Below are 24,859 nucleotides of genomic sequence, written 5' to 3' on the forward strand. Positions count from 1 at the left end.
GTGCGCGAGCTGGAGGCCGAGGCGGTGGCGGCCGTCGAGCGGCTGGGACTCGAGAGCCTCGGCGTGCTGGGCGCCGGGATCGAGGGAGTCGTCGTGGCGATCTCCGACGACACCGTCGCGAAGGTGTGGTCGCGACGTTCGCACGAGGACCTGGTGCTGCTGCGCGGGTTCTACGACGCCATCGACCCACCCGGCCCGGGACCCGCGCTCCCCCGCATCGACGACGTGCTCGACGCAGGCGGCACCTCCGTCACGATCGAGCGGAGGCTGGCCGGTCGTCCGCTCTGGGAGGCAGACGGCTCGTCGCCCGTCCTCACCACCCACGACGTCGACGCGATGACCGAGGCGCTGGGCACCCTGGCGGCGGTGCCCGGGTCGCCGGCGCTGCGGTCGCTCCCGGTGCTGCCGGGCGAGCCGGCGTTCGGCCCGGCCCGGCCCTTCGAGCTCGAGCTCGCGGACCTCGTGCGCCGCCGCACCGAGCTGTGCGAGACGTCCCTGGCTGCCGCCCTCCCGGAGGTCGACCGGGTCGCCGCCGGGACGATCGCCGCCCTGCACGCACTCACTCCGGCCGCTCCGACGCTGGTCCACGGCGACCTGATCGCGGCCAACGTGCTCGTCGCGGACGGGCGGGCCTCGGCGGTGCTGGACTTCGGCTTCCTCAGCACCGCGGGCGACCCGGCCTTCGACGCCGCGGTCGCGGCGAGCGTCTACGACATGTGGGGTCCCCGGGCGCGGGAGGTCGAGCGCCGACTGGACGCCGCCTTCACGTCCTCCTTCGGGCACGACCCGGCCCGCCTCGCGACCTACCGTGCGGCGTACGCCCTCGTGACCGCGTGCTGCTTCGGGACCGATCTCTCCGACGGGCACTTCGGCTGGTGCGTGGCGATGCTCGGCCGCGGCGACGTGCGCGAGGCCGTCGGACAGGCGTGACGGTGGCCCCGCGGGGTCGTCGAGGTCGTCGAGGCCGTCAGGAACCCTCGGCGAGCTCGCGCGAGCGGTTGCGCGCGGCCTCCATGGCGGCGAGGAACGCGGCGCGCACGCGGTGCACCTCGAGCTCGCGCAGCGCCGAGGCGGTCGTGCCGCCGGGCGAGGTGACCTGCTCGCGCAGGACGACGGGGTGGTCGCCGGTCTCGCGCAGCATCGCGGCCGAGCCGACAAGGGTCTGCACGACGAGCTCGGTCGCCGTAGTGCGCGGCAGGCCGAGGTGGACGCCCGCCTCGATCATCGACTCGACGACGAAGAAGATGTAGGCCGGGCCCGAGCCGGAGATCGCGGTGACCGCGTCCATCTGCTTCTCGGGGATCCGGAGCACCTTGCCGGTCGAGGACATCAGCGACTCGACCTCGGCCAGGTGCGACTCGTCGCAGTGGGAGCCGGGCGAGATCGCGGCCATCCCCTCGTCGACGAGGGCGGGCGTGTTGGGCATGACGCGCACGACCGCGACGCCCTCGGGCACGTGCGACTCGATGAAGGCGGTCGTGATGCCGGCCGCGAGCGAGACGACGAGCTGGCCGGCGCGCAGGTCGGGAGCGATCTCGGTGAGCACGTCGCCCATGTCCTGCGGCTTGACCACCAGCGCGACGGTGTCGGCCTTGGCGGCCGCCTCGCGGTTGGAGACCACGGCCACGCCGTAGCGCTCCTCGAGCTCGCGGGCGCGCTCGGGCCGCTTCTCGCCGACCATCAGCTGGTCGACCCGGCGCCCGGCTCGGACGAGTCCGGACAGGAGGGTCTCCCCCATCACGCCGGCGCCGATGATCGCTGTGCTCATGGCGCCAATCTACTTCGTGACGGCGCGCCTACTTCTTGCTGATCAGCGAGCGGGCGAAGAAGGCGAGGTTCTGCGGCTTCTCGGCGAGCCGGCGCATGAGGTAGCCGTACCACTCGGTGCCGTAGGGGATGTAGACGCGCATCGTCTCGCCGGCGGCAGCCAGGCGCTTCTGCTCCTCGGGGCGGATGCCGTAGAGCATCTGGAACTCGTAGGTGCCCGGGCGCCGGCCGAAGCGGCTCGCCAGGGACGAGGCGATCTGGATCATCCGCGGGTCGTGGGTAGCGATCATCGGGTAGCCCTGGCCGCTGAGCAGCACCTTGAGGCAGCGGACGTAGGACTTGTCGATGTCGACCTTGTCCTGGAAGGCGACGTGCTCGGGCTCCATGTAGGCGCCCTTGCACAGCCGCACGCGCGAGCCCTCGTAGGCCAGCGTCCGGCAGTCGGCCTCGGTGCGGTGGAGCATCGCCTGGAGCACGGCGCCGGTCTCGGGGAAGTCCTTGCGGAGCTCGCGCAGGATCGACAGCGTCGAGTCGGTGGTGGTGTGGTCCTCCATGTCGAGGGTGACCGTGGTGCCGGCGTTGCGTGCCGCGCGGCAGATGTCGCGGGCGTTCTCCAGGGCGACCTTGTGGCCGTTGTCGGGGAGGAACTGCCCGATCGCGCTGAGCTTGACCGAGACCTCCGCGTGCGGCGCGAGCCCCTCCGACGCGAGGTCGGCCAGGACCTCCTTGTAGGCCGCGACCGTCGCCTCGGCCTGGGCGGCGTCGGTGGTGTCCTCGCCCAGGTAGTCGAGCGTCACCCGCAGGTCGTCCTCGACCAGGCCGGACGTGGCCCGCACGGCGTCGTCGGTGGACTCCCCCGGGACGTAGCTGGTCACGATCCCGCTCGAGACGGGCATCGTCGACACGAGCTTCTTGACCCCCTGGCTGCGGGCGAGGAGGAGGATCGGCTGGCGGAGCAAGGACATGCCGAAAGGCTACGCCCGACCTTTCTCCCGCCACATCTGAGGACGCCACGTACGTCTTTCCGGCTGCCACACGTCCACCACGTCCTCAGGTGTCAGGGCGTACGCCGTCGCAGGGTGGCGGCGCCCAGCGCGAGGGCCGCGAGCGCGAAGACCAGCACGACCAGGACGTCGCGCCACACCTCGGCCGGGTCGGCGGTCGCGACGAGCTCCTGCATCGCGTCGACGGCGTACGACAGCGGCAGGACGCTGCTGATCCCCTCGAGCACGTCGGGCATCGAGGCGCGCGGCACGAAGAGCCCGCAGAGCAGGACCTGGGGCAGCACGAAGGCGGGCATGAACTGCACGGCCTGGAACTCCGTCGTCGCGAACGCGCTCACCAGCAGGCCGAGGGCGGTGCCGAGCACCGCGTCGACGACCGCGACGACGCCGAGCAGCCAGACCGGGCCATCGACCTCGAGGCCGAGGAGTCCGACGCTGACCGCGACGGCGAGCACGGACTGGACCGCTGCGAGCAGGCCGAAGGCCAGGGCGTAGCCGACGAGGAAGTCGAGCCTGCCCATCGGCATCGTGAGCAGCCGCTCGAGGGTGCCGCTGCTCCGCTCGCGCAGGGTCGTGACGCTCGTGACGAGGAACATCACGATGAAGGGGAACATCGCCAGCAGGCCGGGTCCGAAGCGGTCGAACATCCCGTCGGGCTGCCCCGGGCCGTCGAACATCCACCACAGCAGGCTGATCAGCAGGCACGGGACGACGAGCAGCATGGCGACCGTGCGGTGGTCGCGACGAACCTGGGTCAGCACGCGGCCGGCGACGGCGAGCGTGGTCCGGGGGCTCATGCCGCACCCACCAGGTGCAGGAAGGCGCCCTCGATGTCGGGTGCGCCGGTGCGCTCGCGGATCTCGTCGGGCGAGCCGTCGGCGATGATCCGGCCCTCGCGCATCAGCAGCAGCCGGTGGCACCGCTCCGCCTCGTCCATCACGTGGCTCGACACGAGCACGGCGGCCCCTCCGTCGGCGATCCGGTGGAACAGCTCCCACAGGTCGCGCCGCAGCACCGGGTCCAGCCCGACGGTCGGCTCGTCGAGCACCAGCAGGTCCGGCGTACCGAGCAGGGCGACGGCGAGGCTCACCCGGCTGCGCTGGCCGCCGGAGAGCCGACCGACCACCTGGGACCGGTGGTCGGCCAGGCCCACCGCCTCGACCGCGGCCCCGGCGGCGTCGCTGCCGACGCCCAGGACCCGGGCGAAGAACGCGAGGTTCTCCGCGACGGTCAGGTCGTCGTAGACGCTCGCGGCCTGGGTGACGTAGCCGATGCGGGTGCGCAGCGCCTTGCTGCCGGCCGGCTCCCCCAGCACCTCCACGCTGCCCGATCGCACCCGCTGCGCGCCGACGAGGCTGCGCAGCAGGGTGGTCTTGCCGCACCCGCTCGGCCCGAGCAGGCCGGTGACGCCCGCCGGGACGTCCAGGCTGATGCCGGGCAGCACCTCCCGCGCTCCGCGCACGACGACCAGGTCGTGCACCTCCACCACGTTTTTCATCATGTGTTGAATTGTGCGACGGGGTCGGTCCGGCGTCAACCCTCTCGGCCTCAGTCCCCGAGCGGGGCGAGCAGCGCCTCCTGCCCCTCGAAGGCGACGAGCAGGAGGTCGGCCATCCGGAACCGGCCGTCCTTCTCCCCCAGACTCGGGCGGAAGCCGGTGTTGCGCACGATCGAGAAGGTGCTGCCCTCCATCGCCCGGTGGAAGGTCTCGGCCACCAGGCGCGCGCCGACGCCGGTGAGCACGCCGTCGTTGAGCTCGGCCTCGCGCAGGACGTAGAACCACAGCGGCGTGTCCTTGAGGAAGGCCTCGCGCTGCGGCGCGGTGAGCCCGTCGAGGGTCGCCGAGCTGCGCCCGCCCGACCCGTCACGGAGCTGGGCCTTGGTCAAGGTGGTGACGGGTACGCCGTTCGCGCGGAGCAGGGCTGCCATCTGCTGCCCGCTGGCGAGCTTCATCATGCGAGCGCGGACCAGGTTGCGGAAGGCGAGGTTGGCCCGGATCGAGCCTTCGTCGCTGACGCTGCCGCCGAACGAGCCCGCCGGGAGCAACGCGAGCGGGTCGACGAGCCGGGTGTCGATCCGGCGCGCGAGGTTGAACTCGCCCGCGGGTGGGTTGAGCTCGGCGTGCCCGACCTGCGCGAAGCGGTAGAGCCGGCGCCAGTCGGCGATCCAGTTCGACGGCAGCGTCGGGTCGCCGCCGAGGCCGCCGCTGGTGCCGGAGAAGAAGAACAGCAGGTCGAGCGTGCCGGAGCCGTTCGGGAAGCGGGCGTTCCAGTCGTAGGCCTCGCGCACCATCGAGTGCCCGAGCCGGAAGGCCGCGACGGAGAACTCGACCGGCATCGTCGGCATGCTCAGCGGGTCGGCGCCGGGCTCGACGACCTTGCGGCCTCCTGCGAAGACGTCCTTGACGACCGCGCCGTCGCAGATCCGCGGCAGGTAGTCGTGGCGCAGCATCCACTGGTAGTGCAGCACCACCTTGCGCCGCGCCTTCTCGAACCGCTCCCCGGGAGGCGTGGCGGGCCCGAGCCCCGCCACGACCCGGTTGTGGAAGCGGATCATCGCGGCGTGCGTCTGCGCGACGACGAGGTTCTCGTCGTTGCGCCGGTCCGGGATGTCCGCCAGGTCGCGGCCGGCGGAGTTGCCACCGACCCGCGGCACGTCGAAGCCCACGCGGGCCACGTCGCTGCCGATCTTCGTGGTCCTGCCGACCCTGAGCCGGGTCCGGTCGGCCTCGTAGAACCCCGCCGAGACCGGGTCGAGCGGCCCGGCGCCGTACAGGCTGTCGAGGTCGAGGGTCGGCGACCGCCCCTGCAGCAGGTCGGCCGGCGAGACGTCGTCGCCGAACGCCACCGTCGTCGCGTCGAAGGTGAGGTCGTGGTCGACGAACTGGCCGAGGTAGGTGTAGCCGGACGGCACCTTCCCGTCGGTCTCCGAGCCGCCGGTCATCGCCAGGGCGACCTTGCGGAGCGTCGCCTCCGGGAGCCGTACGCCGACGGGCCCGACGCGCGAGAAGCGGAAGGTCGGCGCGACGAGCGCCCTCGCGCTGGTCCCGCTCGTGTTGGCCCGGGCGCTGAGGGCGTGGTCGGGGGCGTCGCCGGCGACGCCCTCCCCCACGATGAAGAACGCGTCGCGCCCGTGGCGCGGCGCCTGCTGTTGCCGGTCGGATGCTGGAGCCATGGCGGATCCCTCCCAAGAACGTGCTGTGGCTGGTCCGCCCACCATCCGCCCGTCCCGCAGGACGCGCATCGGTGATCCTGCTGAGGTCTGGACCACCGGTCCGACGGTCGCAGCGCCTAGGGGAGGTCGCCGGTGAGGTAGTGCTGGAGGGTCGGGCCGACCCGGGCGACGAGGTCGTCGGCAGGCATCCGGGCCAGCGGCGGGAGCGCGACGAGGTAGCGCGCGACGATGAGTCCCATCAGCTGGCTGGCGACCAGCGGGACCCGCACCTCGGGACGATCGGCCACGAGCCCGGCGAGCACCGGGCCGACCACCACCGGGATGAACGCGTCGCGCACCAGCCCGCCGTCGTCGTCGGCGATCAGCGCGCGCACCATCGCCAGGAGCCCGGGCTGGACGGCGGGGTCGTCCCAGACGCCGAGGAACGTGCGCAGCAGTCGTTCGCCGGAGCCGTCGGGGCCGGCGGCCACGACCGGGGCCAGCACCTCGCGGGGGTCGACGGGGATCTCGAGGGCCGCGACGAACAGGTCGTCCTTGCTGCCGAAGTAGTGGTGCACGAGCGCGGGGTCGACGCCCGCGGAGGCCGCGACGGCGCGGATCGTCGTACCCCGGAAGCCCTTCTCGGCGAACGACGTCCGTGCGGCGGTGAGCACCTCGGCGCGGGTGTCCGGGGCGCCCGGGCGGCGTCCGCGCGCAGTGGTCATCGCGCGCGGCTCATCGGGACGGGACACCCAGGTGCTCGCGGGCGAACTCGAGCGACTCGCGCAGGTCGGTCTCGCGCTCGGCACGCGTGGCCGCGCGGCGGGTGTTGATCTCCAGCACGACGTGGCCGGCGAAGTCCTGTCCGGCGAGGTGCTCGAGGAAGGCCTGCGCGCCCATCACGCCGCGACCGGGCACGAGGTGCTCGTCCTTGGCCGAGCCGGTGCCGTCGGTGAGGTGGACGTGCCGCAGGCTCTCGCCCATCCGGTCGGCCATCTCGATCACGTCGGAGCGGGCGATGGCGGCGTGGGAGAGGTCGATCGTGGTGTTGGCGTAGTCCTGCTCGCTCGGGTCCCAGCCGGGGAGGTACATCTCCATGCCGCGGCGGGTGGACGCGCGCCAGGGGTACATGTTCTCGACGGCGAACGCGATGCCGGTGCGGGCCTCGAGCGAGGCGATGCCCTCGACGAAGCCGGCGGCGTAGTCCTTCTGCCAGCGGAAGGGCGGGTGCACGACCACGACGTCGGCGCCGACCTCGTGGGCCATCTCGGCCGACCTCTCCAGCTTGCCCCACGGGTCGGTGCCCCAGACCCGCTGCGTGAAGAGCAGGCAGGGTGAGTGGACCGCGCAGATCGGGATCTGGTGGTGGTCGCTCAGCTTGCGGACCGCGTCGACCTGCTGGCTGAGCGAGTCGATGCCGACCATCACCTCGACCGCGTCGTAGCCCAGCGAGGCCGCCCAACCGAAGCCGTGCGCGGTCGACTCGGGGTAGACCGACGCCGTGGACAGGCCGATCGTGGGGATCGCGGGTGAGGACGGGCTGTCGGGCATCGTCAGCGGAGCCTCGTGACGACCGAGATCTGGTCGAGCCGCTCGAGGATGACGCCCTCACGCAGCGCCCACGGGCAGATCTCCAGCTCGGTCAGGTCGAAGATGTCCATGCACGCCTCGGCGACGAGCGCGCCCGGGACGATCTGGTGGGTGCGGCTCGGGGAGACACCGGGCAGGGCGGCGAGCTCCTCGGCCGAGAGCTCCATCAGCTGCGGGATCTTCTGCGACAGCGCGGCCAGCTCCAGGACCCGCGGGACCAGCGGTCCGTCGGCGCTCGGCGCGGCGCCGCAGATGCGCGCCAGCGACCGGAACGTCTTCGACGTGGCCGCCGCCTTGTCGGGCACGCCGCCTCGCAGCAGGTGGCCGGCGTCGCGGGCGATCGCGGCACGGACCTGCTTGCGCAGCTCCTTGATGTCGTCCTCGGACGGGCGTTCGCCCTGGAACCACATCCGCGCCATCCGGGCCGCGCCCAGCGGCAGCGACCACGCCACGTCGGGGGCCTCGTCGGGGCCGCCGGCGATCTCGAGGGAGCCGCCACCGATGTCGAAGACCGCCAGCCGGCCGGCCGACCAGCCGAACCAGCGGCGTACGGCCAGGAAGGTCAGGCGCGCCTCGTCCTCGCCCGAGAGCACCTCGAGGGCGACCCCGCTGTGCTTCTCCACGTGGGCGAGGACGTCGTCGGAGTTGACCGCGTCGCGGACGGCGGAGGTCGCGAAGCCCAGCATCTCCTCGCAGCCCTTGTCCTCGGCGATCTCGGTCGCGGAGGCGCAGAAGTCGGTGAGGGCGTCGATGCCCGCGGGGGTCACCGCACCGTCGGCGTCGAGGTGCTCGGCCAGGCGCAGCGGCTGCTTGTGCGAGGACGCCGGGAGCGGTGCGGCGCCACCGTGCGCGTCCACCACCAGCAGGTGACCGGTGTTGGATCCGATGTCGAGGACGCCCAGGCGCATGACAGCCACGCTACTAGGGTGGGTGGGTGCCTGAAGTCGATCTGGTGTTCCCCCGCGCGTACGTCGAGTTCGCGGATCCCGCCGACGACAGCCAGGTCTTCCGCTGCGACCTGACCTGGCTCACCTCGAGCTACATGTGCATCTTCGGCCAGGGCTGCCAGGGGATCTACGCCGATGCGCCCGACGTCGGCTGCTGCACGCTGGGCGCGCACTTCGCCGACAAGGACGACGAGAAGCGCGTCGCCGCGTTCGTCGCCGAGCTCACGCCCGACGACTGGCAGCTGCACCCCGGCCGGGCGGTGCGGAGGAAGGACTGGGTCGAGACCGACGAGGACGGCGAGCGCAAGACCCTCGCGGTCGTGGTCGACGACCAGCAGGCGTGCGTGTTCCACAACCGCACCGACTTCGCGCCGGCCGGCGGCGGGGGCGGCGCCGGGTGCGCCCTGCACGGGCTCGCGCTGCGCCAGGGCCGCAACCCGCTGGAGACCAAGCCCGACGTGTGCTGGCAGCTGCCCATCCGCCGCCAGTTCCGCAACGTCGAGCGCCAGGACGGGACGACGTACACCGAGGTCTCGATCGGCGAGTACGACCGCCGCGGCTGGGGTCCGGGCGGCCACGACCTGGACTGGTACTGCTCCGGCAACACCGAGGCCCACGTCGCCGCGGAGGCGGTCTTCCTCACCCACGAGGCCGAGCTCGTCGAGCTGATGGGCCGCGAGGGGTACGACGAGCTGTCGCGGCACTGCGAGGCACACGTCCGGTCGCGGTCGGTCCTCGCGCTTCACCCCGCCGACCCGAGATGACCGTCACGCCCAATTCGCTCGACGTCAAGACAACCCGACCCCGGTGTCAAGCCCTCCGGCGAACGGGCTCAGAATCTCTGCATGCGCCTGGACCACGTCAGCTTCGCCGCCGGACCTGATGGACTTGCCAGCACCGCCCAGCGCATCGGGGGGCTGCTCGGCACGGACTTCATCGACGGCGGCGTGCACCCCCGCTTCGGCACCCGCAACATGATCCTGCCCCTCGCGGGTGACATCTACATGGAGATCGTCGAGGTGCTCGACCACCCGGCGAGCGACAAGGCCCCCTTCGGCCAGGCCGTGCGCGCGCGCTCGGTCCTCGGCGGTGGCTGGATGGGCTGGGTCGTCTCGGTCCCCGACATCGCCCCGATCGAGGCGCGGCTGGGCCGCGAGTCGGTCAAGGGCAACCGCCACCGCCCCGACGGCACCGAGCTCCTGTGGCGCCAGATCGGCGTCAACGGGCTCCTCTCCGACCCCCAGCTGCCCTTCTTCATCCAGTGGCAGTCGCCCGACGAGCTGCGCCCGAGCAACGGCGCGACCGGCGACTACTCCCTCGCCTGCCTCGAGATCGCCGGCGACCCGCAGCGGGTCAGCGAGTGGCTCGGCGAGACCGTCGAGGCCCCGCTCGAGGACGTGAAGGTCGAGTGGGTCGCCCCCAACGGCACCCCCGGCGTCGTCGCGGTCCAGCTGCAGACCCCCCACGGGCTCGTCCGCATCTGATCGTCAGCGATCCCCGGCTGACCGGGGGTCACTGATGTTGTCGGCCTTTGCAATGCCTGACAAGTTGATTGATCCCCGGCCGACCGGGAATCACGAGAGCGCGACATGAAGGCTCGACCCTCACCCAACATCTGGAACACCCCCGAGCTCTACGAGCTCGAGAACCGCGCGGCCGACCCCCACGACCGGATCGCCACCGCGATGCGCGAGCTCGGCGACTGGGCCGGTCGCAGCGTGCTCGACATCGGCTGCGGCAGCGGCTTCCACCTGCCCCTGTGGGCCTCGACCGCGACGCAGGTCGTCGGCGTGGAGCCGCACCCGCCGCTGGTCGCGCTCGCCCGTCGTCGGACGCGGTCCCTCGACCACGTCACCGTCCTCGAGGGCGGCGCCCAGGCGCTGCCCGTCGCCGGCGCCTCGGTGGACGTGGCCCACGCACGCTGGGCCTACTTCTTCGGCCCCGGCTCGGAGCCCGGGCTGCGCGAGCTCGACCGGGTCGTACGGCGTGGGGGCACGGCGTTCGTGATCGACAACGACCCGACGCGCTCGACGTTCGGCCGCTGGTTCCGCCGTGGCTTCCCGGAGGTCGACCCGGTCGCGGTCGAGCAGTTCTGGTCGATGCACGGCTGGCGGCGCCGCCCGATCGAGATGGGCTGGTCCTTCGCCTCGCGCGAGGACCTCGAGAGCGTCGTCCGCATCGAGCTCCCGCCGGAGGCGGCCGAGGAGGCGCTGGCCTCGCACAGCGGCACCACGGTCGACTACGCGGTCAACCTCTGGTTCCGGCAGTACTAGCCCTCGAGGTCGTGCTCGACGAGCCCGTCCGCGCGACGGTGGTAGTCGGCGGCCTCGGAGACCCACCACGCCGTCGTCGTGGCCAGCCCCGTCGGCTGGTCGAGGGTGCCCGCGGCGATGCTCAGGTGACCGGGCTCTGCGTCGACCTTCCAGAAGAGTGACGAGCCGCAGGTCGCGCACGAGCCGTAGTGCACGCCCGGGGCGGCGGCGTACCACCGCACGGCGGACGGGTCGCCGACCGTCACGTCGGAGGCAGCCGCGGCCGAGGCGGCCAGGTGGTGACCGGTCCAGCGGCGGCAGCGCTCGCAGTGGCAGTTCCAGACGTCGCGCAGCGGCCCGTCGACCTCGTAGCGGACCGCGCCGCACAGGCAGCCGCCGGACGCCACGCGCGGGCTCAGCTCGACTCGCGGATCGCGAGCGTCGGCTCGAGCAGGACGCCCCAGGTGTCGATCGGCTGGTGGGTCAGCAGCAGGCTCAGCGTGTTGACGATCTCGACCGCGACGTCCTCGAGCGGCTGCCGCACGGACGTGAGCCCCACCGGGAAGACCTGGGCGACCTGGGAGTCGTCGAAGCCGACCACCGCGATGTCGCGACCCGGCGCGAGCTGGCGGATCCAGAGCGTGTGGAGCACGCCCATGGCGAGGGTGTCCGACGCGCAGACGAAGGCGGTCGGCTCGGACTCGTCGAGGAGTACGGCGGCAGCCTCCGCGCCGCTGTGGACGACGTCCTCGACGCGCGAGGCGAGGCCGGTCGTGGACAGGCCGTTGGCGTGCATCGTCTTCAGCCAGCCCGAGCGACGGTCCTCGCCGATCGGGGAGTCCTTGCGCCACCCGATCCAGGCGATGCGGGTGTGGCCGCGGTCGATGAGGTGCTGGGTGGCCAGCCGGGTGCCGGCGGCGCCGTCGACGTCGACCCACACGTGGCGGGCCTCCTCGTCGTCCCAGGGCCGGCCGAAGGCGACGAACGGCGCACGCTGCTCGCTCAGCCAGGAGGCCTGCGGGTTGCCGAGGTAGGTGTCGGTCACGACGAAGGCGTCGACCGCGGTCGAGCGGAGCAGGTTGTCGTAGCCGCCGATCGGGTCCTCGTCGTCACCCGGGAAGAGCAGGACGTGGTAGCCGACCTCCTGGCTGGCCTCCACCAGCGAGTGGACGAAGCGGTCCATCGCGGCGTTGGCGGTGCCCTCCTGGGCCGGGGCGAAGCGCAGGCCGATCAGCGACGACGTACGGGTGCGGAGGTTGCGGGCGGCGCGGTTGGGCGAGTAGCCGAGCTCGGCGATCGTCTGGCGCACCCGCTCGAGCGTGTCGGGGCGAAGCAGGTCGGGGTTGTTGACCGCGTTGGAGACCGTCTGGCGGGAGACGCCTGCGCGCTCGGCGACGTCGGCGAGGGTCGTGGGCGTGGCCGGGAGCTGGCTGCCGCCGAGCCGGTGATCGCTGCGCCCCATCTGCTGCCCCCTTCGACGGGTCCCTTTGACCGATCCAAGGAGGCGAGCATAAGGCCTCGATGTCGGCCACGACGCCCGCCAAACGGGTGAAGGGCCCTCGCGAGTATGAGTCGCAAGGGCCCTTCGGTGTGACCGGATCATGTGACGACCTCCGGTCGATGCCTCGTCCCCGCTGATCCCCGCTCCTGCGTCACCCAGTCGCGGCGGTCGGCCGGCCGAAGCCGTCCGTCCGGGTGGATCCTCGTCTCCGAGCCATCCCGCCTCCCGTTGCCGGGCGGCGTGGGAGAAGTTCTACGCCCCTTCCGCCGCGGCGCGCAAGGGTCTCCGCGCGCCGGTTGCTCCTCCGCAGACTCCTCCACCGGCTCTCCACCGACGAGGCCCCTGCGTCCCCAGCAACCGGCTCTCCGTCCACAGGTTCGGCACGTGCTCCACAGGCCGGGCTCACGCCCTGTGGAAACGTGGTCCGGACCGGTGGGGGTGCCCGAACGGTTGGTCGGGCTGGGAGGATCGTCGGGTGCGAGCAGGAGCTGTCCGACGGGGCCTGGCGGTGGTCGGGCTGCTGGCCACGGCTGCCTGCTCGGCGGGCACGGGCACCGCCCCGTCACCCTCCCCCTCATCCACCCCGAGCCCCACGACCACCTCACCCACCTCGTCCACCTCGTCCACCTCGGAGGTCCCCGACGTGACCGAACCCCCGCTGGTCGTGGCCGTCCGGGCAGCCGAGAACGAACCGGCCGCCGCTCGCGCCGACGTGCGCGAGCTGCTGGCCGGCGGAGCCGACGCTGCCGGCTCCTCGCAGCTCGCCGAGCAGCTCGGGCTCTCCTCGCTCGCCCGGCTCCTCGCCCGGGCCGACGACCCGGTCCGCGAGCCGGGGGCCGAGCTGCTGCGCGCCGCGACCCGCGGGGACGCCGATGCAGCCGCGCTGGCCGTCCGGGCCGGTGCCCCGGTCGACGTCCGCGACGCGCGACGCCGTACGCCGCTGCTGCTCGCGGTCATCGACGACCGGCTGGAGGTGGCCGACCTGCTCGCCCGCCTCGGCGCCGACCCCGACGCGGTCGACGTCCAGCAGGACACCCCGTGGCTGGTCACCGGGGTGACGGGGTCGGTCGCGATGGGCCAGCTGCTGCTCCCGCTCGACCCCGACGTGACGCTGCGCAACCGCTACGGCGGCGTCTCGATCATCCCGGCGTCCGAGCGCGGCCACGTCGCCTACGTGCGCTGGGCGCTCCAGCACACCGCCGTCGACGTCGACCACGTCAACGACCTCGGCTGGACCGCGCTGCTGGAGGCGGTCGTCCTCGGCGAGGGCACCGAGCGCTGGCAGCGGATCGTCGCGATCCTGCTGGAGCAGGGAGCCGACCGCTCGATCCCCGACCGCGACGGCGTGACGGCGCTCGCGCACGCGCGCGCCCGGGGGTACGACGAGATCGCGGCGCTGCTCGCCCGGTGAGCATCCGCCGGGCTGTCGGTGGCCTCGCCTAGCGTGAGCCGCATGTCGACCAAGGCTCCGAGGCAGCGCTCCTCCTACCGGTGCACCGAGTGCGGGTGGGAGACCGTCAAGTGGGTGGGCCGCTGCGGGGAGTGCCAGGCCTGGGGCTCCGTCGCCGAGGCCGGCGCGCCGACGCTGCGCGCCGCCGCGGGGCCGGTGTCGACCCCGGCCGTCCCGATCGGGCAGGTGCCGATCACCGAGTCGGTCGCCCGCTCCAGCGGCGTGCCCGAGCTCGACCGCGTGCTCGGCGGCGGGCTCGTGCCCGGCGCCGCGATCCTGCTCGCCGGCGAGCCGGGCGTCGGCAAGAGCACGCTCCTGCTCGAGGTCGCCGCGCAGACCGCACGCACCCGCCAGCGCACCCTCTACGTCACCGGTGAGGAGTCGGCCGCCCAGGTGCGCCTGCGCGCCGACCGCACCGGCGGCGTCCACGACGAGCTCTTCCTCGCCGCCGAGACCGACCTCGGGGCGGTGCTGACCCACATCGAGGAGGTCCGCCCGACGCTGCTCGTCGTCGACTCGATCCAGACCATCGGCGCCTCCGGCATCGACGGCGTCCCCGGCGGCGTCACCCAGGTCAAGGAGGTCGCCGCCGCGCTGATCCGGGTCGCCAAGACCCGCAACATCACCACGATGATCGTCGGCCACGTGACCAAGGACGGCTCGATCGCCGGTCCCCGTGTGCTCGAGCACCTCGTCGACGTCGTGCTCCACTTCGAGGGCGAGCGCAACTCACGCTTCCGGATGGTCCGCGCCATGAAGAACCGCTACGGCCCGGTCGACGAGGTCGGCTGCTTCGACCTGTCCTCCGAGGGCATCCAGGCCGTCACCGACCCCACCGGCCTCTTCGTCGAGCACCACAGCCAGGACGTCGCCGGCACCTGCGTCGCGGTCACGATGGAGGGTCGGCGCCCGTTGCTCGCCGAGGTGCAGGCGCTCCTCACCCCGTCGCCGCTCGAGCGCCCTCGCCGTACGGTCTCGGGGGTCGAGTCGTCGCGCGTCGACATGGTCCTCGCCGTGCTCCAGCGCCATGCCCGCCTGCGGATCACCGGCAGCGACACGTTCGTCGCGACCGTCGGCGGGGCCAAGCTCCACGACCCGGCCGCCGACCTCGCCATCGCGGTGGCGGTGGCGAGCTCCCACCTCGGCGTGCCCGCACCGCGGGGCGCGGTCGCGATCGGCGAGATCGGGCTGGCCGGCGAGCTCCGACGGGTCCGCGACCTGCCCCAGCGCGTCGCCGAGGCGGCGCGGCTCGGCTTCAAGGTGGCGGTGGTGCCGCGCGGGCGCCCGCTCGAGAGCGAGCGCGGCATCCCGTCGCGGCGCACGGTCGACGGGCTGCGGGTGGTCGAGGTCGACGACGTCTTCAGCGCGCTGCTGACCCTCGAGCTGACGCCGCCCCTCTAGGCGCGCCGAGCCGCAGGTCACGGCTCAGTCACGGAGCCGCCGGAACGCGTGTGGCGCCCTACACTTCACCGGGGGCGCACGGGGGTGCCCCCGGAACGAGCACGGACTGAGCACGCGGAGGATCGGTGGCAGAGCGCAACGACGAGCAGCTTCGGCTGCGCGCAACACTCGCCTCGATCGCACCCGGTACGCCGCTGCGCGACGGCCTCGAGCGGATCCTGCGCGGTCGCACCGGCGCCCTGATCGTGCTCGGCCAGGACAAGCTGGTCGAGTCGATCTCGACCGGCGGCTTCACCCTCGACGTGCCGTTCACGGCGACCGGGCTGCGCGAGCTGGCCAAGATGGACGGCGCGATCGTCGTCGACAAGGACATCACCCGCATCCACCGCGCGGCCGTGCACCTGATGCCCGACCACACGATCCCCTCCGAGGAGACCGGCACCCGCCACCGCACGGCCGAGCGGGTCGCCAAGCAGACCGGCCACCCGGTCGTGTCGGTGTCGCAGTCGATGCAGATCATCGCGGCCTACGTCGGCGACATCCGCCACGTCCTGGAGGACTCCGGCAAGATCCTGTCGCGCGCCAACCAGGCCCTGGCCACGCTCGAGCGCTACAAGCTGCGCCTCGACGAGGTCTCCGCCACGCTGTCGGCGCTCGAGATCGAGGACCTGGTGACGGTCCGCGACGTCGCCGTCGTGGCCCAGCGCCTGGAGATGGTCACCCGGATCGCCCGTGAGATCGAGGACTACGTCCTCGAGCTCGGCACCGACGGCCGCCTGCTCTCGCTGCAGCTCGAGGAGCTCATCACCGGGGTCGACGCCGAGCGCGAGCTCGTCGTGCGCGACTACCTCCCCTCCGGCAAGCGGCGCCAGGCCAGCCCCGAGTCGCACCTCGCCGAGCTCGAGGCGCTGTCCTCGACCGAGCTCGTCGACCCCGCCGCCGTGGCCCGCGCGATCGGGCTCGGCGGTGCCGAGCACCTCGACGCCGCCGTCGCGCCCCGCGGCTACCGGCTCCTCGCCAAGGTCCCCCGCCTCCCGGTCGCGGTCGTCGACCGTCTCGTCGACCACTTCGGTGGCCTCCAGCAGCTGCTCTCGGCCGGCATCGACGACCTGCAGGCCGTCGACGGCGTCGGCGAGCTCCGCGCCCGCTCCGTGCGCGAGGGCCTCTCCCGCCTGGCCGAGTCCAGCATCACCGAGCGCTACATCTGAGCCGAGCAGCCCGCCACCCCCCACACGTGTCCGAGGAGCTGCCCTCGGACCGGGTCGCGGGGGGCGACATCCCGGACACGTGTACGCCGTGGGCGCGGGAGCACTCAGCCCTCGCTGTTGCCTGCGCCGTCCTGGCCGGGGGTGTGCGAGCTCTCGCCGTTCTTCTTGCCGCCCTTGCCGCCCTTGCCACCCTTGGCGCCGCCCTGCTGGGGGTTGGCGGTCTCGGTGACGACGCCCGGCTGCGGGGGAACGAGCTCGAACTGGACGTCGGTGCCCTCGCCGCCGAGCGCAGCGGCCTCGGCGTGGTAGAACCCCGGCATCGCCCAGTCCGTGCGCAGGGTGCAGCCCTCGTCCGACCGGCGGGCGGACCAGGTCACCACGACCGGGGTGTCGACCGCCTGGCGGACCACGACGTCCTGGACGGCGATCGCGGCCGGGCACTCACGGGTGCTCCAGATGAAGTCGTCTCCCGACGTGATGGTGAGCGTCAGGGTCTGCGGCGAGGCCTGCCACGTGCATGCCTCGGTGACGACTGTGCGCAGGTTGACCGTCAGCGCGACGTCGGCACCACCGGGGACCTGCGTGAGCGCAGGCGTGGCGACGATGTCGGAGTCGGTGCACGGCCCGGACGGCTCGGCCAGGACCGGCTCCGGGGGCGCGGTCTCCTGCTGCTGGTTCTTGTTCTTGTTCTTCTTCCCCTTGCCGTTCCCGCCCGTGGGCGCACCGGCCGTCGGCCCGGCGGTCGGGGTCGGGGTGGGCTCGATGCTCGCCCCGGCCTGCGTAGCCCTGTCCCCGGCCGCGTCGGTGGCGTCGGACGAGCCGCCGAGCATCCGGGCGAGCACGACGACGAGCACGAGCGGGATGCCGAGCACGACGAGCCGACGGGTCCAGTAGACCCGGGCCGGCAGCGGCCCGCGGGGTCGGACGTTCGTCGGCATGGTGTCAGGCTAGGGAGCCGGCGCCCCGTCTCGGCGGAGGCGCACCGGGCCACCCCCACTCGGCGTTGCCTAGGATCGCCGCGATGGACTCCCCCTCTCCCGCCGCGCTGCACGACGCCGTGCTCGACTGGTACGACGACCACGCGCGCGACCTGCCCTGGCGCGGGCTCGAGGCCACGCCGTGGTCGGTGATGGTCAGCGAGCTCATGCTCCAGCAGACCCCGGTCGCCCGCGTCCTCCCCGTCCACGCGCTGTGGCTGGAGCGCTGGCCCACCCCGGCCGACCTCGCCGACGAGCCCACGGGCGAGGCCGTGCGCATGTGGGGCCGTCTCGGCTACCCGCGCCGCGCCCTGCGGCTGCACGCCGCCGCCACCGCGATCGTCGAGCGTCACGGCGGCGAGGTCCCGGCGTCGTACGACGACCTGCTGGCGCTGCCGGGCGTCGGCGACTACACCGCCTCGGCCATCGCGAGCTTCGCCTTCGGCCAGCGGCACGTGGTCCTCGACACCAACGTCCGGCGGGTGCTCGTCCGTGCGGTGTCCGGGCGCGAGTTCCCGGCGCCGGCCGTCACGCGGGCCGAGCGGGACGTCGCCACCGCCCTGCTGCCCGACGACGACGCCACCGCCGCCACGTGGGCGGTCGCGACGATGGAGCTCGGCGCGCTCGTGTGCACGGCTCGCCAGCCCTCGTGCGACGCCTGCCCCGTCAGCGAGATGTGCGCGTGGCGTGGCGCCGGCTTCCCCGCGTACGACGGTCCGCCGCGCCGCGGGCAGGCCTGGGCCGGCACCGACCGGCAGTGCCGCGGCCGGATCATGGCCCTCGCCCGCGAGCAGTCGTCGGTGACCGCGGCCCAGGCCGAGGCCGCGTGGCCGCAGGCCGAGCAGCGCGAGCGGTGCCTCGCCGGCCTGGTCGACGACGGCCTCCTGACGCAGATCACCCCGGGGCGCTGGGCGCTCCCGGGGTGATCAGGCGATCTGGCTGAACGTCAGGCCGGGTCGCGCGGGACGTCGACCGGTCCCTCGGTGTCGTCCGGTCCCTCGAGGTTGCCCTCGTCGTCACGCTGCGGCTCGATCACCAGGTCGGCGGTCTCGAACGGCGGCATGTCGGGAACGGCCGAGTTCTTCTGGCCGAGGAAGGTGAACTTCGCGGCCGGACCCTCGCCCTCGACGTCGACCAGGACGATCTGCCCCGGGCCGACCTCGCCGAACAGCATCTTCTCGGCGAGCACGTCCTCGATCTCGCGCTGCACGGTGCGGCGCAGCGGACGAGCACCGAGCACCGGGTCGAAGCCGCGCTCGGCCAGCAGTGCCTTGGCCGGCTGGGTGAGCTCGAGGGACATGTCGCGGTCCTTCAGACGCAGCTCGACGGCAGCGATCATGTTGTCGACCATCGCGACGATCTGCTCCTGCGACAGCGGCGGGAACACCACGATCTCGTCGACACGGTTGAGGAACTCGGGGCGGAAGTGCTGCTTGAGCTCCTCCGAGACCTTGCTCTTCATCCGCTCGTAGGAGCCCGCCGCGTCCGCGCCCACGGCACCGAAGCCGAGGTTCACGCTCTTGGCGATGTCTCGCGAGCCGAGGTTGGTCGTCATGATGATGACGGTGTTCTTGAAGTCGACGACCCGACCCTGGGAGTCGGTCAGCCGGCCTTCCTCGAGGATCTGCAACAGGCTGTTGAAGATGTCGGGGTGCGCCTTCTCGACCTCGTCGAACAGGACCACCGAGAACGGCTTGCGCCGCACCTTCTCGGTGAGCTGGCCGCCCTCCTCGTAGCCGACGTAGCCGGGGGGCGAGCCGAAGAGGCGCGACACGGTGTGCTTCTCGGAGAACTCGCTCATGTCGAGCTGGATGAGCGCGTCCTCGTCGCCGAAGAGGAACTCCGCGAGCGTCTTCGACAGCCACGTCTTGCCGACGCCCGAGGGGCCGGCGAAGATGAACGACCCACCGGGACGCTTCGGGTCCTTCAGGCCCGCACGCGTACGACGGATGGCGCGGGAGAGGGCCCGGACGGCGTCCTCCTGGCCGATGACGCGCTTGTGGAGCTCGTCCTCCATCTTGAGCAGACGGGTGGACTCCTCCTCGGAGAGCTTGACGATCGGGATGCCCGTGGCCACGGCCAGGACCTCGGCGATCAGCTCCTCGTCGACCTCGGCGATCTCGTCGAGGTCGCCGGCGCGCCACTGCTTCTCACGCTCGGCACGGCGGGCGGAGAGCTGCTTCTCCTCGTCGCGCAGGCGGGCCGCGGCCTCGAAGTCCTGCCCGTCGATGGCGGCCTCCTTGCGCTGGCGCACGTCGCCGATCTTGTCGTCGTACTCGCGCAGGTCCGGCGGTGCGGTCATCCGGCGGATGCGCAGTCGCGAACCGGCCTCGTCGATGAGGTCGATGGCCTTGTCCGGCAGGAACCGGTCGGAGATGTAGCGGTCGGCCAGCGTCGCCGCGGAGACCAGGGCCTCGTCGGTGATCGTGACGCGGTGGTGCGCCTCGTAGCGGTCGCGCAGGCCCTTGAGCATCTCGATCGTGTGCGCGATCGAGGGCTCCTGCACCTGGATCGGCTGGAAGCGGCGCTCGAGCGCGGCGTCCTTCTCGAGGTACTTGCGGTACTCGTCCAGGGTGGTGGCGCCGATGGTCTGCAGCTCACCACGGGCCAGCATCGGCTTGAGGATGCTGGCGGCGTCGATCGCGCCCTCGGCCGCACCGGCACCGACGAGGGTGTGGATCTCGTCGATGAACAGCACGATGTCGCCGCGGGTGCGGATCTCCTTGAGCACCTTCTTGAGGCGCTCCTCGAAGTCACCGCGGTAGCGCGAGCCGGCGACGAGCGCGCCGAGGTCGAGCGTGTAGATCTGCTTGTCCTTCAGCGTCTCGGGCACGTTGCCCTTGACGATGTCCTGCGCCAGGCCGGCCACGATCGTGGTCTTGCCGACGCCCGGCTCGCCGATGAGGACGGGGTTGTTCTTCGTGCGGCGCGACAGGATCTGCATCACGCGCTCGATCTCCTGCTCGCGCCCGATGACCGGGTCGAGCTTGCCCTCGCGGGCGGCCTGGGTGAGGTTCTGGCCGAACTGGTCGAGGACCAGCGAGCTGGACGGGGCCTCGCCACCGGAGCCGGTGGTCGCGGCGCCGGCCGCGGCCGACTCCTTGCCCTGGAAGCCGCTGAGCAGCTGGATGACCTGCTGGCGGACCCGGTTGAGGTCGGCGCCGAGCTTCTGCAGGACCTGGGCCGCGACGCCCTCGCCCTCCCGGATCAGGCCGAGCAGGATGTGCTCGGTGCCGATGTAGGAGTGACCCAGCTGGAGCGCCTCGCGGAGCGAGAGCTCGAGCACCTTCTTGGCGCGGGGCGTGAACGGGATGTGGCCAGACGGGGCCTGCTGGCCCTGGCCGATGATCTCCTCGACCTGGGCGCGCACGGCCTCCAGGGAGATGTCGAGGGACTCGAGGGCCTTGGCGGCGACGCCCTCGCCCTCGTGGATGAGGCCGAGCAGGATGTGCTCGGTCCCGATGTAGTTGTGGGAGAGCATGCGGGCCTCTTCCTGGGCCAGCACGACAACTCGCCGGGCTCGGTCGGTGAACCGCTCGAACATGTGCGCTCCTCTACGTCTGCGTGGTCCGCTGGCCCCCCGCCGGGACGGGAGCACGAACACTGGGCTCAACGCCCGACATCAGCCTACGTGTTCCCTCGCTCAGCACGAGCCCGTCCGCTCACAGCGAACGGAGCCGACCCCCGGTCGTCCTTAAGTGTAGTAATTCAGTACGCTTATGCTCTCGGGACTGTGCTCCACCACTCGAAGGACGTCTGATGAGCCTCACCCCGACCCTGCAGCGCGCCGCGCCCCGTGACCGCGACGTCGCCGACACCCGCCGTCGAGCGGCGCGGCGCGGACGCGTCCGTCGTACGGCCCTGCACGTGACCACCTTCGGCGTGCTGCTGGCCGCCTGGTGGGCCGTCACCCGCGCGGGGCTCGTCCGCCCGCTGTTCCTGCCCTCCCCCGGCGACGTGTGGGACGCCTTCGTGCGCGCCAACTCCGACCACCCGGTGAGTGCGGGGTCGGACCGGATCGTGCGGGGCGAGCAGAACTACTACCTCTGGGAGCACCTGGTCGCGAGCCTCCAGCGCATCGCCGCAGGCGTCGGCGGCGGCATCCTCGTCGGCGTGCCGCTCGGCCTGGTCATGGGGACCACGTTCGTCGGCACCCTGCTGGAGCCCTACCTCAACTTCCTGCGCTCGCTGCCCCCGCTGGCCTACATCGGCCTGCTCATCGTCTGGTTCGGCATCGGCGACACCTCCAAGGTGTGGCTGCTGTTCCTGGCCGCGTTCCCGCCGATCACGATGGCGACCATGGCCAGCGTCCGCGGCGTGCGGGAGGACCAGGTCAACGCCGCGCTCAGCCTCGGCGCCCGCCGCGCGCAGACGCTGTGGGCCGTCGTGCTGCCCTCCACGCTCCCCGACGTCCTGACCGGCATCCGGGTCGCGACCGGGTTCGCCTGGACCACCGTCGTGGCCGCCGAGATCGCCAACGGCATCCCCGGCATCGGCGGCCTCGCCTACCTCGCCGGCGAGCAGCTGCGCAGCGACCTCGTCGTGGCCTGCATCTTCGTGATCGGCCTCGCCGCCATCGTCCTCGACCTCGGCCTCAAGGCGCTCGAGCGCGCCCTCGTGCCCTGGCGCGGCAAGGCCTGACCGCCGGGCCGTCCCGCGCCTGTCACCGCTCCATCCCCGCTACATCCCAGCTCCATCCCCGAGTCCAGCCCGATCCACCCCCACCTCCAGGAGAACCCGATGCACCACTTCCGCACCCTCGCCGCGGCCGCCACCACCGCCTGCCTCGCGATCGGCCTCACCGGCTGCGTCGAGTCCGGCCGGTCGAGCAGCGCCGCCCCGGAGGAGTCGGCCTGCCCGTGGACCCCGGACGAGTCGATCGACACCGAGGCCAGGATCGCCTGGCAGGCGATCCCCAACGGCGACGTCGTGGTCAAGGACCTGGGCCTGCTCGAGGCGTGCATGCCCAACGCCACGATCACCTGGGTCCAGGCCGCGTCGGGTGGCGACGTCGTCGGCTACTACGGCGCCGGCGAGGTCGACCTCGGCCTGATGGGCTCCTCGCCCGCGACCATCGCCTCCTCCGAGCCCACCAACGCCGACGTCGACCTCGACGTGGTGTGGATCCACGACGTCATCGGCGACGCGGAGTCGCTGATCGCCAAGGACCCCGCCGTCACCGACCTGGCCGGCCTGCGCGGCGCCACGATCGCCGTACCGTTCAGCAGCACCGCCCACTACTCGCTCCTTCAGGCGCTGATCGAGGAGGGCCTCGACCCCGACAAGGACGTCAAGGTCATCAACCTCGACCCCGAGAAGATGGCCGGCGCCTGGCAGGGCGACCAGATCGACGCGGCCTGGGTCTGGGACCCGACGCAGAGCCAGCTCATCGACGACGGCGGCACCCGCATCCTCTCCAGCGCCGACACCGCCGAGGCCGGTCGACCGACCTTCGACGTCGGCACGGTCGACGCCGCGTTCGCCGAGGCCAACACCGCGTTCATGGACCAGTGGGCCAAGGCCCAGGACTACGCGGTGTCGATGATCCAGGACGACCCGGAGACCGCCGCCGAGTCGGTCGCCGTCGTGCTCGGCATCGAGCCCGCGGACGTGCTGCCCCAGTTCGACGGGCTCACCTTCCTCGACGCCGCCACCCAGGCCGGGCCGGACTACCTCGGCGGCAAGCTCGCCGACGACCTGCACACCACGGCCTCCTTCCTGCTGGAGCAGGGTGGCATCGAGGCCGTGGGGAGCAAGCAGGACTACGCCTCGCACGTCGACGCGCGGCCTGCCGGCTCGGTGGCCCAGTGACGTCCCGCGCCGGCCACGACCGGTCGATCTCGCTCGACGCGGTCGCCAAGAGCTTCGACGTCGGCGGCGAGTCGCTGCCGGCGCTCGCGGCCACGACCCTCGACATCGCGCCCGGCGAGTTCGTCACCCTCGCGGGACCCTCCGGCTGCGGCAAGACCACGCTGCTCCGGATCCTGGCCGGCTTCACCGAGCCGAGCAGCGGATCGGTCACCGTCTCGGGCGAGGCCGTGCAGGGACCGGGGCACGAGCGCGGGGTCGTCTTCCAGCAGCCGACCCTGTTCCCGTGGCTCAGCGTGCGCCGCAACGTCGAGGTGGGACCCCGCTTCCAGCGCGTGCCGGCGGCCGAGCGGAGGGCCAGGACCGACCACTACCTCGAGATGGTCGGTCTGGCCGACTTCGCCGACCACCGACCCTACGAGCTCTCGGGCGGCATGCAGCAGCGCTGCCAGATCGCCCGCGTGCTGGCCGGCGATCCCGACATCGTGCTGATGGACGAGCCGTTCGGCGCCCTCGACGCCCTGACCCGCGAGCGGCTGCAGGGCGAGCTCCTCCAGATCTGGCGCGAGACCGGCAAGACGGTCCTGTTCATCACGCACAGTGTCGACGAGGCGGTCTACCTGGGGTCGCGGGTGCTCGTGATGAGCCCCCGGCCGGGCCGGATCGTCTTCGACGCACCGGCGCGGTTCGGCCGCGACGGGCAGAGCGTGCCGGTCGAGGAGATCCGCTCGCTGCCCGAGTACGCCGACCTGACCGCGGACGTGCGCCGCGCCATCTACGCCGACGTCGCCTGAGGGCCTACGCGTGCGCGGCCTCGTAGTCGCGGACCAGGTCGTCGAGCCCGCGGCCGTCGACGGTGAAGCGGGAGGGGTCGTACGCACCCTCCCGCAGGCGGTGGGACAGGGCGACGACGGTGCCGGGGCTCTGCTCCTCCACCCACGCGAGGAAGTGGGCAGAGGGCTGGTAGCCGCAGAGGGCGGCGCCGGGCTCGACCCGTGACGGGGAGCCGTCGGCACCGAGGCCGAGCCTGTTGCGGACCAGGTCGGCGAGCCCCTCGATCAGCCAGAGCGTGCGCTCGGACCGCTCGCGGGGCAGGAGGTAGGCGTGGGAGAGCTCGTGGACGACGCAGCCGGCGTCGTCGGGGTGCTCCGCGAACCACGGCTCGTGCAGCCGGATCACGCGACCGCCGGTGACGGCGATGCCCGGGCGCCGCGAGACCACCACCAGGACACGGGCCGGCTCGAGGCCCATCACGTCGGCGACGGCCCGGCCGTGCTCGGCGACGACGCCGTTGGCCCAGCGCCTGATGGCCGAACGGCGCCGACGTCCGGCCAGGTGGCCCGGGTCGGCCCCGGGCCACTCCGGACGCGGCACCCGTCAGTGCGCGGCGTCGTAGGCCTGCTGCACGTCGGCCGAGATGCGGCCGCGCTCGGAGACCTCCATGCCCTGGTCCTTGGCCCACTCACGCACGTCCTTGGTGTTGGAGGACGAGGACGAGGAGGCGGCTGCCTTGCGGCCGCGGCGGGCTCCGCCGGTGACCTTGCGCGCGTGGCCGACGTAGCCGCTGAGGGCCTCGCGGAGGGCCGAGGCGTTGGCGTCGTTGAGGTCGATCTCGTACGTCGTTCCGTCGAGGCCGAACGTGACGGTCTCGGTGGCTTCGGTGCCGTCGAGGTCGTCGACCAGGACGATGTTGACCTTCTGTGCCATGGGGGATTCCTTTTCAGCTGTTGCGTTCTTGGGGGAAAACGCGGATTGCAGCATTGAATCAGAATGCGGGCGATTTCCAGAAAAGCCCGGAAAT

At 72.5% G+C, this 24,859-nt stretch carries 25 protein-coding genes; 11 read left to right on the top strand and 14 right to left on the bottom strand.

Going from position 1 to position 24,859, the window contains the following annotated elements; translation table 11 throughout:
* Positions 1-930: a phosphotransferase gene (locus EUA93_RS04015; protein ID WP_129398929.1), complete on the top strand. Its 930-nt coding sequence runs from the start codon at positions 1-3 to the stop codon at positions 928-930.
* Positions 931-967: 37 nt separating this feature from the next.
* Here the strand turns inward: EUA93_RS04015 and proC are convergent, their stop codons facing one another.
* The 8 genes from proC to EUA93_RS04055 form a co-directional block, all read right to left on the bottom strand.
* On the bottom strand, positions 968-1,768 hold the full coding sequence (gene proC / locus EUA93_RS04020; RefSeq protein ID WP_129398931.1) for a pyrroline-5-carboxylate reductase: 801 nt from the start codon (positions 1,766-1,768) through the stop codon (positions 968-970).
* Positions 1,769-1,796: 28 nt separating this feature from the next.
* Positions 1,797-2,732: a proline dehydrogenase family protein gene (locus EUA93_RS04025; RefSeq protein ID WP_242497230.1), complete on the bottom strand. Its 936-nt coding sequence runs from the start codon at positions 2,730-2,732 to the stop codon at positions 1,797-1,799.
* A gap of 92 nt (positions 2,733-2,824) precedes the next feature.
* Positions 2,825-3,568 carry an ABC transporter permease gene (locus EUA93_RS04030; RefSeq protein ID WP_129398933.1) on the bottom strand — a complete coding sequence of 248 codons (744 nt, stop codon included), beginning with the start codon at positions 3,566-3,568 and terminating at the stop codon, positions 2,825-2,827.
* Positions 3,565-4,272: an ABC transporter ATP-binding protein gene (locus EUA93_RS04035; RefSeq protein ID WP_129398935.1), complete on the bottom strand. Its 708-nt coding sequence runs from the start codon at positions 4,270-4,272 to the stop codon at positions 3,565-3,567. Before EUA93_RS04035 ends, EUA93_RS04030 begins: the two co-directional genes overlap by 4 nt.
* A gap of 47 nt (positions 4,273-4,319) precedes the next feature.
* Complete coding sequence (locus EUA93_RS04040) at positions 4,320-5,945, bottom strand: peroxidase family protein (RefSeq protein ID WP_129398937.1); 1,626 nt, start codon at positions 5,943-5,945, stop codon at positions 4,320-4,322.
* A gap of 116 nt (positions 5,946-6,061) precedes the next feature.
* Positions 6,062-6,649: a TetR/AcrR family transcriptional regulator gene (locus EUA93_RS04045; RefSeq protein ID WP_129398939.1), complete on the bottom strand. Its 588-nt coding sequence runs from the start codon at positions 6,647-6,649 to the stop codon at positions 6,062-6,064.
* A gap of 10 nt (positions 6,650-6,659) precedes the next feature.
* A complete protein-coding gene (locus tag EUA93_RS04050; RefSeq protein WP_129398941.1) occupies positions 6,660-7,475 on the bottom strand; it encodes a sugar phosphate isomerase/epimerase family protein in 816 nt (271 codons plus the stop codon).
* A 2-nt stretch (positions 7,476-7,477) separates the two neighbouring features.
* Positions 7,478-8,422 (bottom strand): Ppx/GppA family phosphatase, encoded by a 945-nt coding sequence (locus EUA93_RS04055; RefSeq protein WP_129401070.1) that lies wholly within the window; start codon positions 8,420-8,422, stop codon positions 7,478-7,480.
* A 26-nt stretch (positions 8,423-8,448) separates the two neighbouring features.
* On the opposite strand from EUA93_RS04055, the gene EUA93_RS04060 reads away from it, so the two are divergent.
* The 3 genes from EUA93_RS04060 to EUA93_RS04070 all read left to right on the top strand — a co-directional run bounded on the left by EUA93_RS04060 (position 8,449) and on the right by EUA93_RS04070 (position 10,734).
* A complete protein-coding gene (locus EUA93_RS04060) occupies positions 8,449-9,225 on the top strand; it encodes a DUF3109 family protein (RefSeq protein ID WP_129398943.1) in 777 nt (258 codons plus the stop codon).
* 81 nt (positions 9,226-9,306) lie between these two features.
* Positions 9,307-9,945, top strand: coding sequence for a VOC family protein (locus EUA93_RS04065; RefSeq protein WP_129398945.1), 639 nt, complete (start codon positions 9,307-9,309; stop codon positions 9,943-9,945).
* Positions 9,946-10,050: 105 nt separating this feature from the next.
* Positions 10,051-10,734 carry a class I SAM-dependent methyltransferase gene (locus EUA93_RS04070; protein ID WP_129398947.1) on the top strand — a complete coding sequence of 228 codons (684 nt, stop codon included), beginning with the start codon at positions 10,051-10,053 and terminating at the stop codon, positions 10,732-10,734.
* Here the strand turns inward: EUA93_RS04070 and EUA93_RS04075 are convergent.
* Together EUA93_RS04075 and EUA93_RS04080 are read right to left on the bottom strand one after the other, a co-directional pair.
* Entirely contained in the window at positions 10,731-11,120 is a 390-nt protein-coding gene (locus EUA93_RS04075; RefSeq protein ID WP_129398949.1) for a GFA family protein, read from the bottom strand. The genes EUA93_RS04070 and EUA93_RS04075 overlap by 4 nt on opposite strands.
* An 8-nt stretch (positions 11,121-11,128) precedes the next feature.
* Positions 11,129-12,175 carry a LacI family DNA-binding transcriptional regulator gene (locus tag EUA93_RS04080; protein ID WP_129398951.1) on the bottom strand — a complete coding sequence of 349 codons (1,047 nt, stop codon included), beginning with the start codon at positions 12,173-12,175 and terminating at the stop codon, positions 11,129-11,131.
* Positions 12,176-12,857: 682 nt separating this feature from the next.
* On the opposite strand from EUA93_RS04080, the gene EUA93_RS04090 reads away from it, so the two are divergent.
* The 3 genes from EUA93_RS04090 to disA all read left to right on the top strand — a co-directional run bounded on the left by EUA93_RS04090 (position 12,858) and on the right by disA (position 16,273).
* Positions 12,858-13,625, top strand: coding sequence for an ankyrin repeat domain-containing protein (locus tag EUA93_RS04090; RefSeq protein ID WP_207208599.1), 768 nt, complete (start codon positions 12,858-12,860; stop codon positions 13,623-13,625).
* Between the two features lie 42 nt (positions 13,626-13,667).
* The gene (gene radA, locus EUA93_RS04095; protein WP_129398954.1) at positions 13,668-15,065 is read left to right on the top strand and encodes a DNA repair protein RadA; all 1,398 of its coding nucleotides are present in this window, start codon (positions 13,668-13,670) and stop codon (positions 15,063-15,065) included.
* Positions 15,066-15,190: 125 nt separating this feature from the next.
* A complete protein-coding gene (gene disA, locus EUA93_RS04100) occupies positions 15,191-16,273 on the top strand; it encodes a DNA integrity scanning diadenylate cyclase DisA (RefSeq protein ID WP_129398956.1) in 1,083 nt (360 codons plus the stop codon).
* A 104-nt stretch (positions 16,274-16,377) separates the two neighbouring features.
* Here the strand turns inward: disA and EUA93_RS04105 are convergent, their stop codons facing one another.
* Entirely contained in the window at positions 16,378-17,211 is an 834-nt protein-coding gene (locus EUA93_RS04105) for a hypothetical protein (protein ID WP_129398958.1), read from the bottom strand.
* Positions 17,212-17,294: 83 nt separating this feature from the next.
* On the opposite strand from EUA93_RS04105, the gene EUA93_RS04110 reads away from it, so the two are divergent.
* On the top strand, positions 17,295-18,176 hold the full coding sequence (locus EUA93_RS04110; protein WP_129398960.1) for an HhH-GPD family protein: 882 nt from the start codon (positions 17,295-17,297) through the stop codon (positions 18,174-18,176).
* Between the two features lie 20 nt (positions 18,177-18,196).
* Here EUA93_RS04110 and EUA93_RS04115 read toward each other — a convergent pair whose 3' ends face one another.
* Positions 18,197-20,794 carry an ATP-dependent Clp protease ATP-binding subunit gene (locus EUA93_RS04115; protein ID WP_129398962.1) on the bottom strand — a complete coding sequence of 866 codons (2,598 nt, stop codon included), beginning with the start codon at positions 20,792-20,794 and terminating at the stop codon, positions 18,197-18,199.
* Between the two features lie 215 nt (positions 20,795-21,009).
* Between EUA93_RS04115 and EUA93_RS04120 the strand changes: the two genes are divergently transcribed.
* The 3 genes from EUA93_RS04120 to EUA93_RS04130 all read left to right on the top strand — a co-directional run bounded on the left by EUA93_RS04120 (position 21,010) and on the right by EUA93_RS04130 (position 23,852).
* The gene (locus EUA93_RS04120; protein WP_129398964.1) at positions 21,010-21,891 is read left to right on the top strand and encodes an ABC transporter permease subunit; all 882 of its coding nucleotides are present in this window, start codon (positions 21,010-21,012) and stop codon (positions 21,889-21,891) included.
* Between the two features lie 99 nt (positions 21,892-21,990).
* A complete protein-coding gene (locus EUA93_RS04125; RefSeq protein WP_129398966.1) occupies positions 21,991-23,061 on the top strand; it encodes a taurine ABC transporter substrate-binding protein in 1,071 nt (356 codons plus the stop codon).
* Positions 23,058-23,852 carry an ABC transporter ATP-binding protein gene (locus tag EUA93_RS04130; RefSeq protein WP_129398968.1) on the top strand — a complete coding sequence of 265 codons (795 nt, stop codon included), beginning with the start codon at positions 23,058-23,060 and terminating at the stop codon, positions 23,850-23,852. Before EUA93_RS04125 ends, EUA93_RS04130 begins: the two co-directional genes overlap by 4 nt.
* Positions 23,853-23,856: 4 nt before the next feature.
* On the opposite strand, the gene EUA93_RS04135 is transcribed toward EUA93_RS04130, so the two are convergent.
* Together EUA93_RS04135 and EUA93_RS04140 are read right to left on the bottom strand one after the other, a co-directional pair.
* The gene (locus tag EUA93_RS04135) at positions 23,857-24,432 is read right to left on the bottom strand and encodes a basic secretory protein-like protein (RefSeq protein WP_129398970.1); all 576 of its coding nucleotides are present in this window, start codon (positions 24,430-24,432) and stop codon (positions 23,857-23,859) included.
* 3 nt (positions 24,433-24,435) lie between these two features.
* Positions 24,436-24,765, bottom strand: a complete 330-nt coding sequence (locus EUA93_RS04140) for a histone-like nucleoid-structuring protein Lsr2 (protein ID WP_129398972.1) — start codon at positions 24,763-24,765, stop codon at positions 24,436-24,438.
* Positions 24,766-24,859 lie beyond the last annotated feature (94 nt).

The sequence above is a fragment of the Nocardioides oleivorans genome, assembly GCF_004137255.1.
GTDB lineage: Bacteria > Actinomycetota > Actinomycetes > Propionibacteriales > Nocardioidaceae > Nocardioides > Nocardioides oleivorans.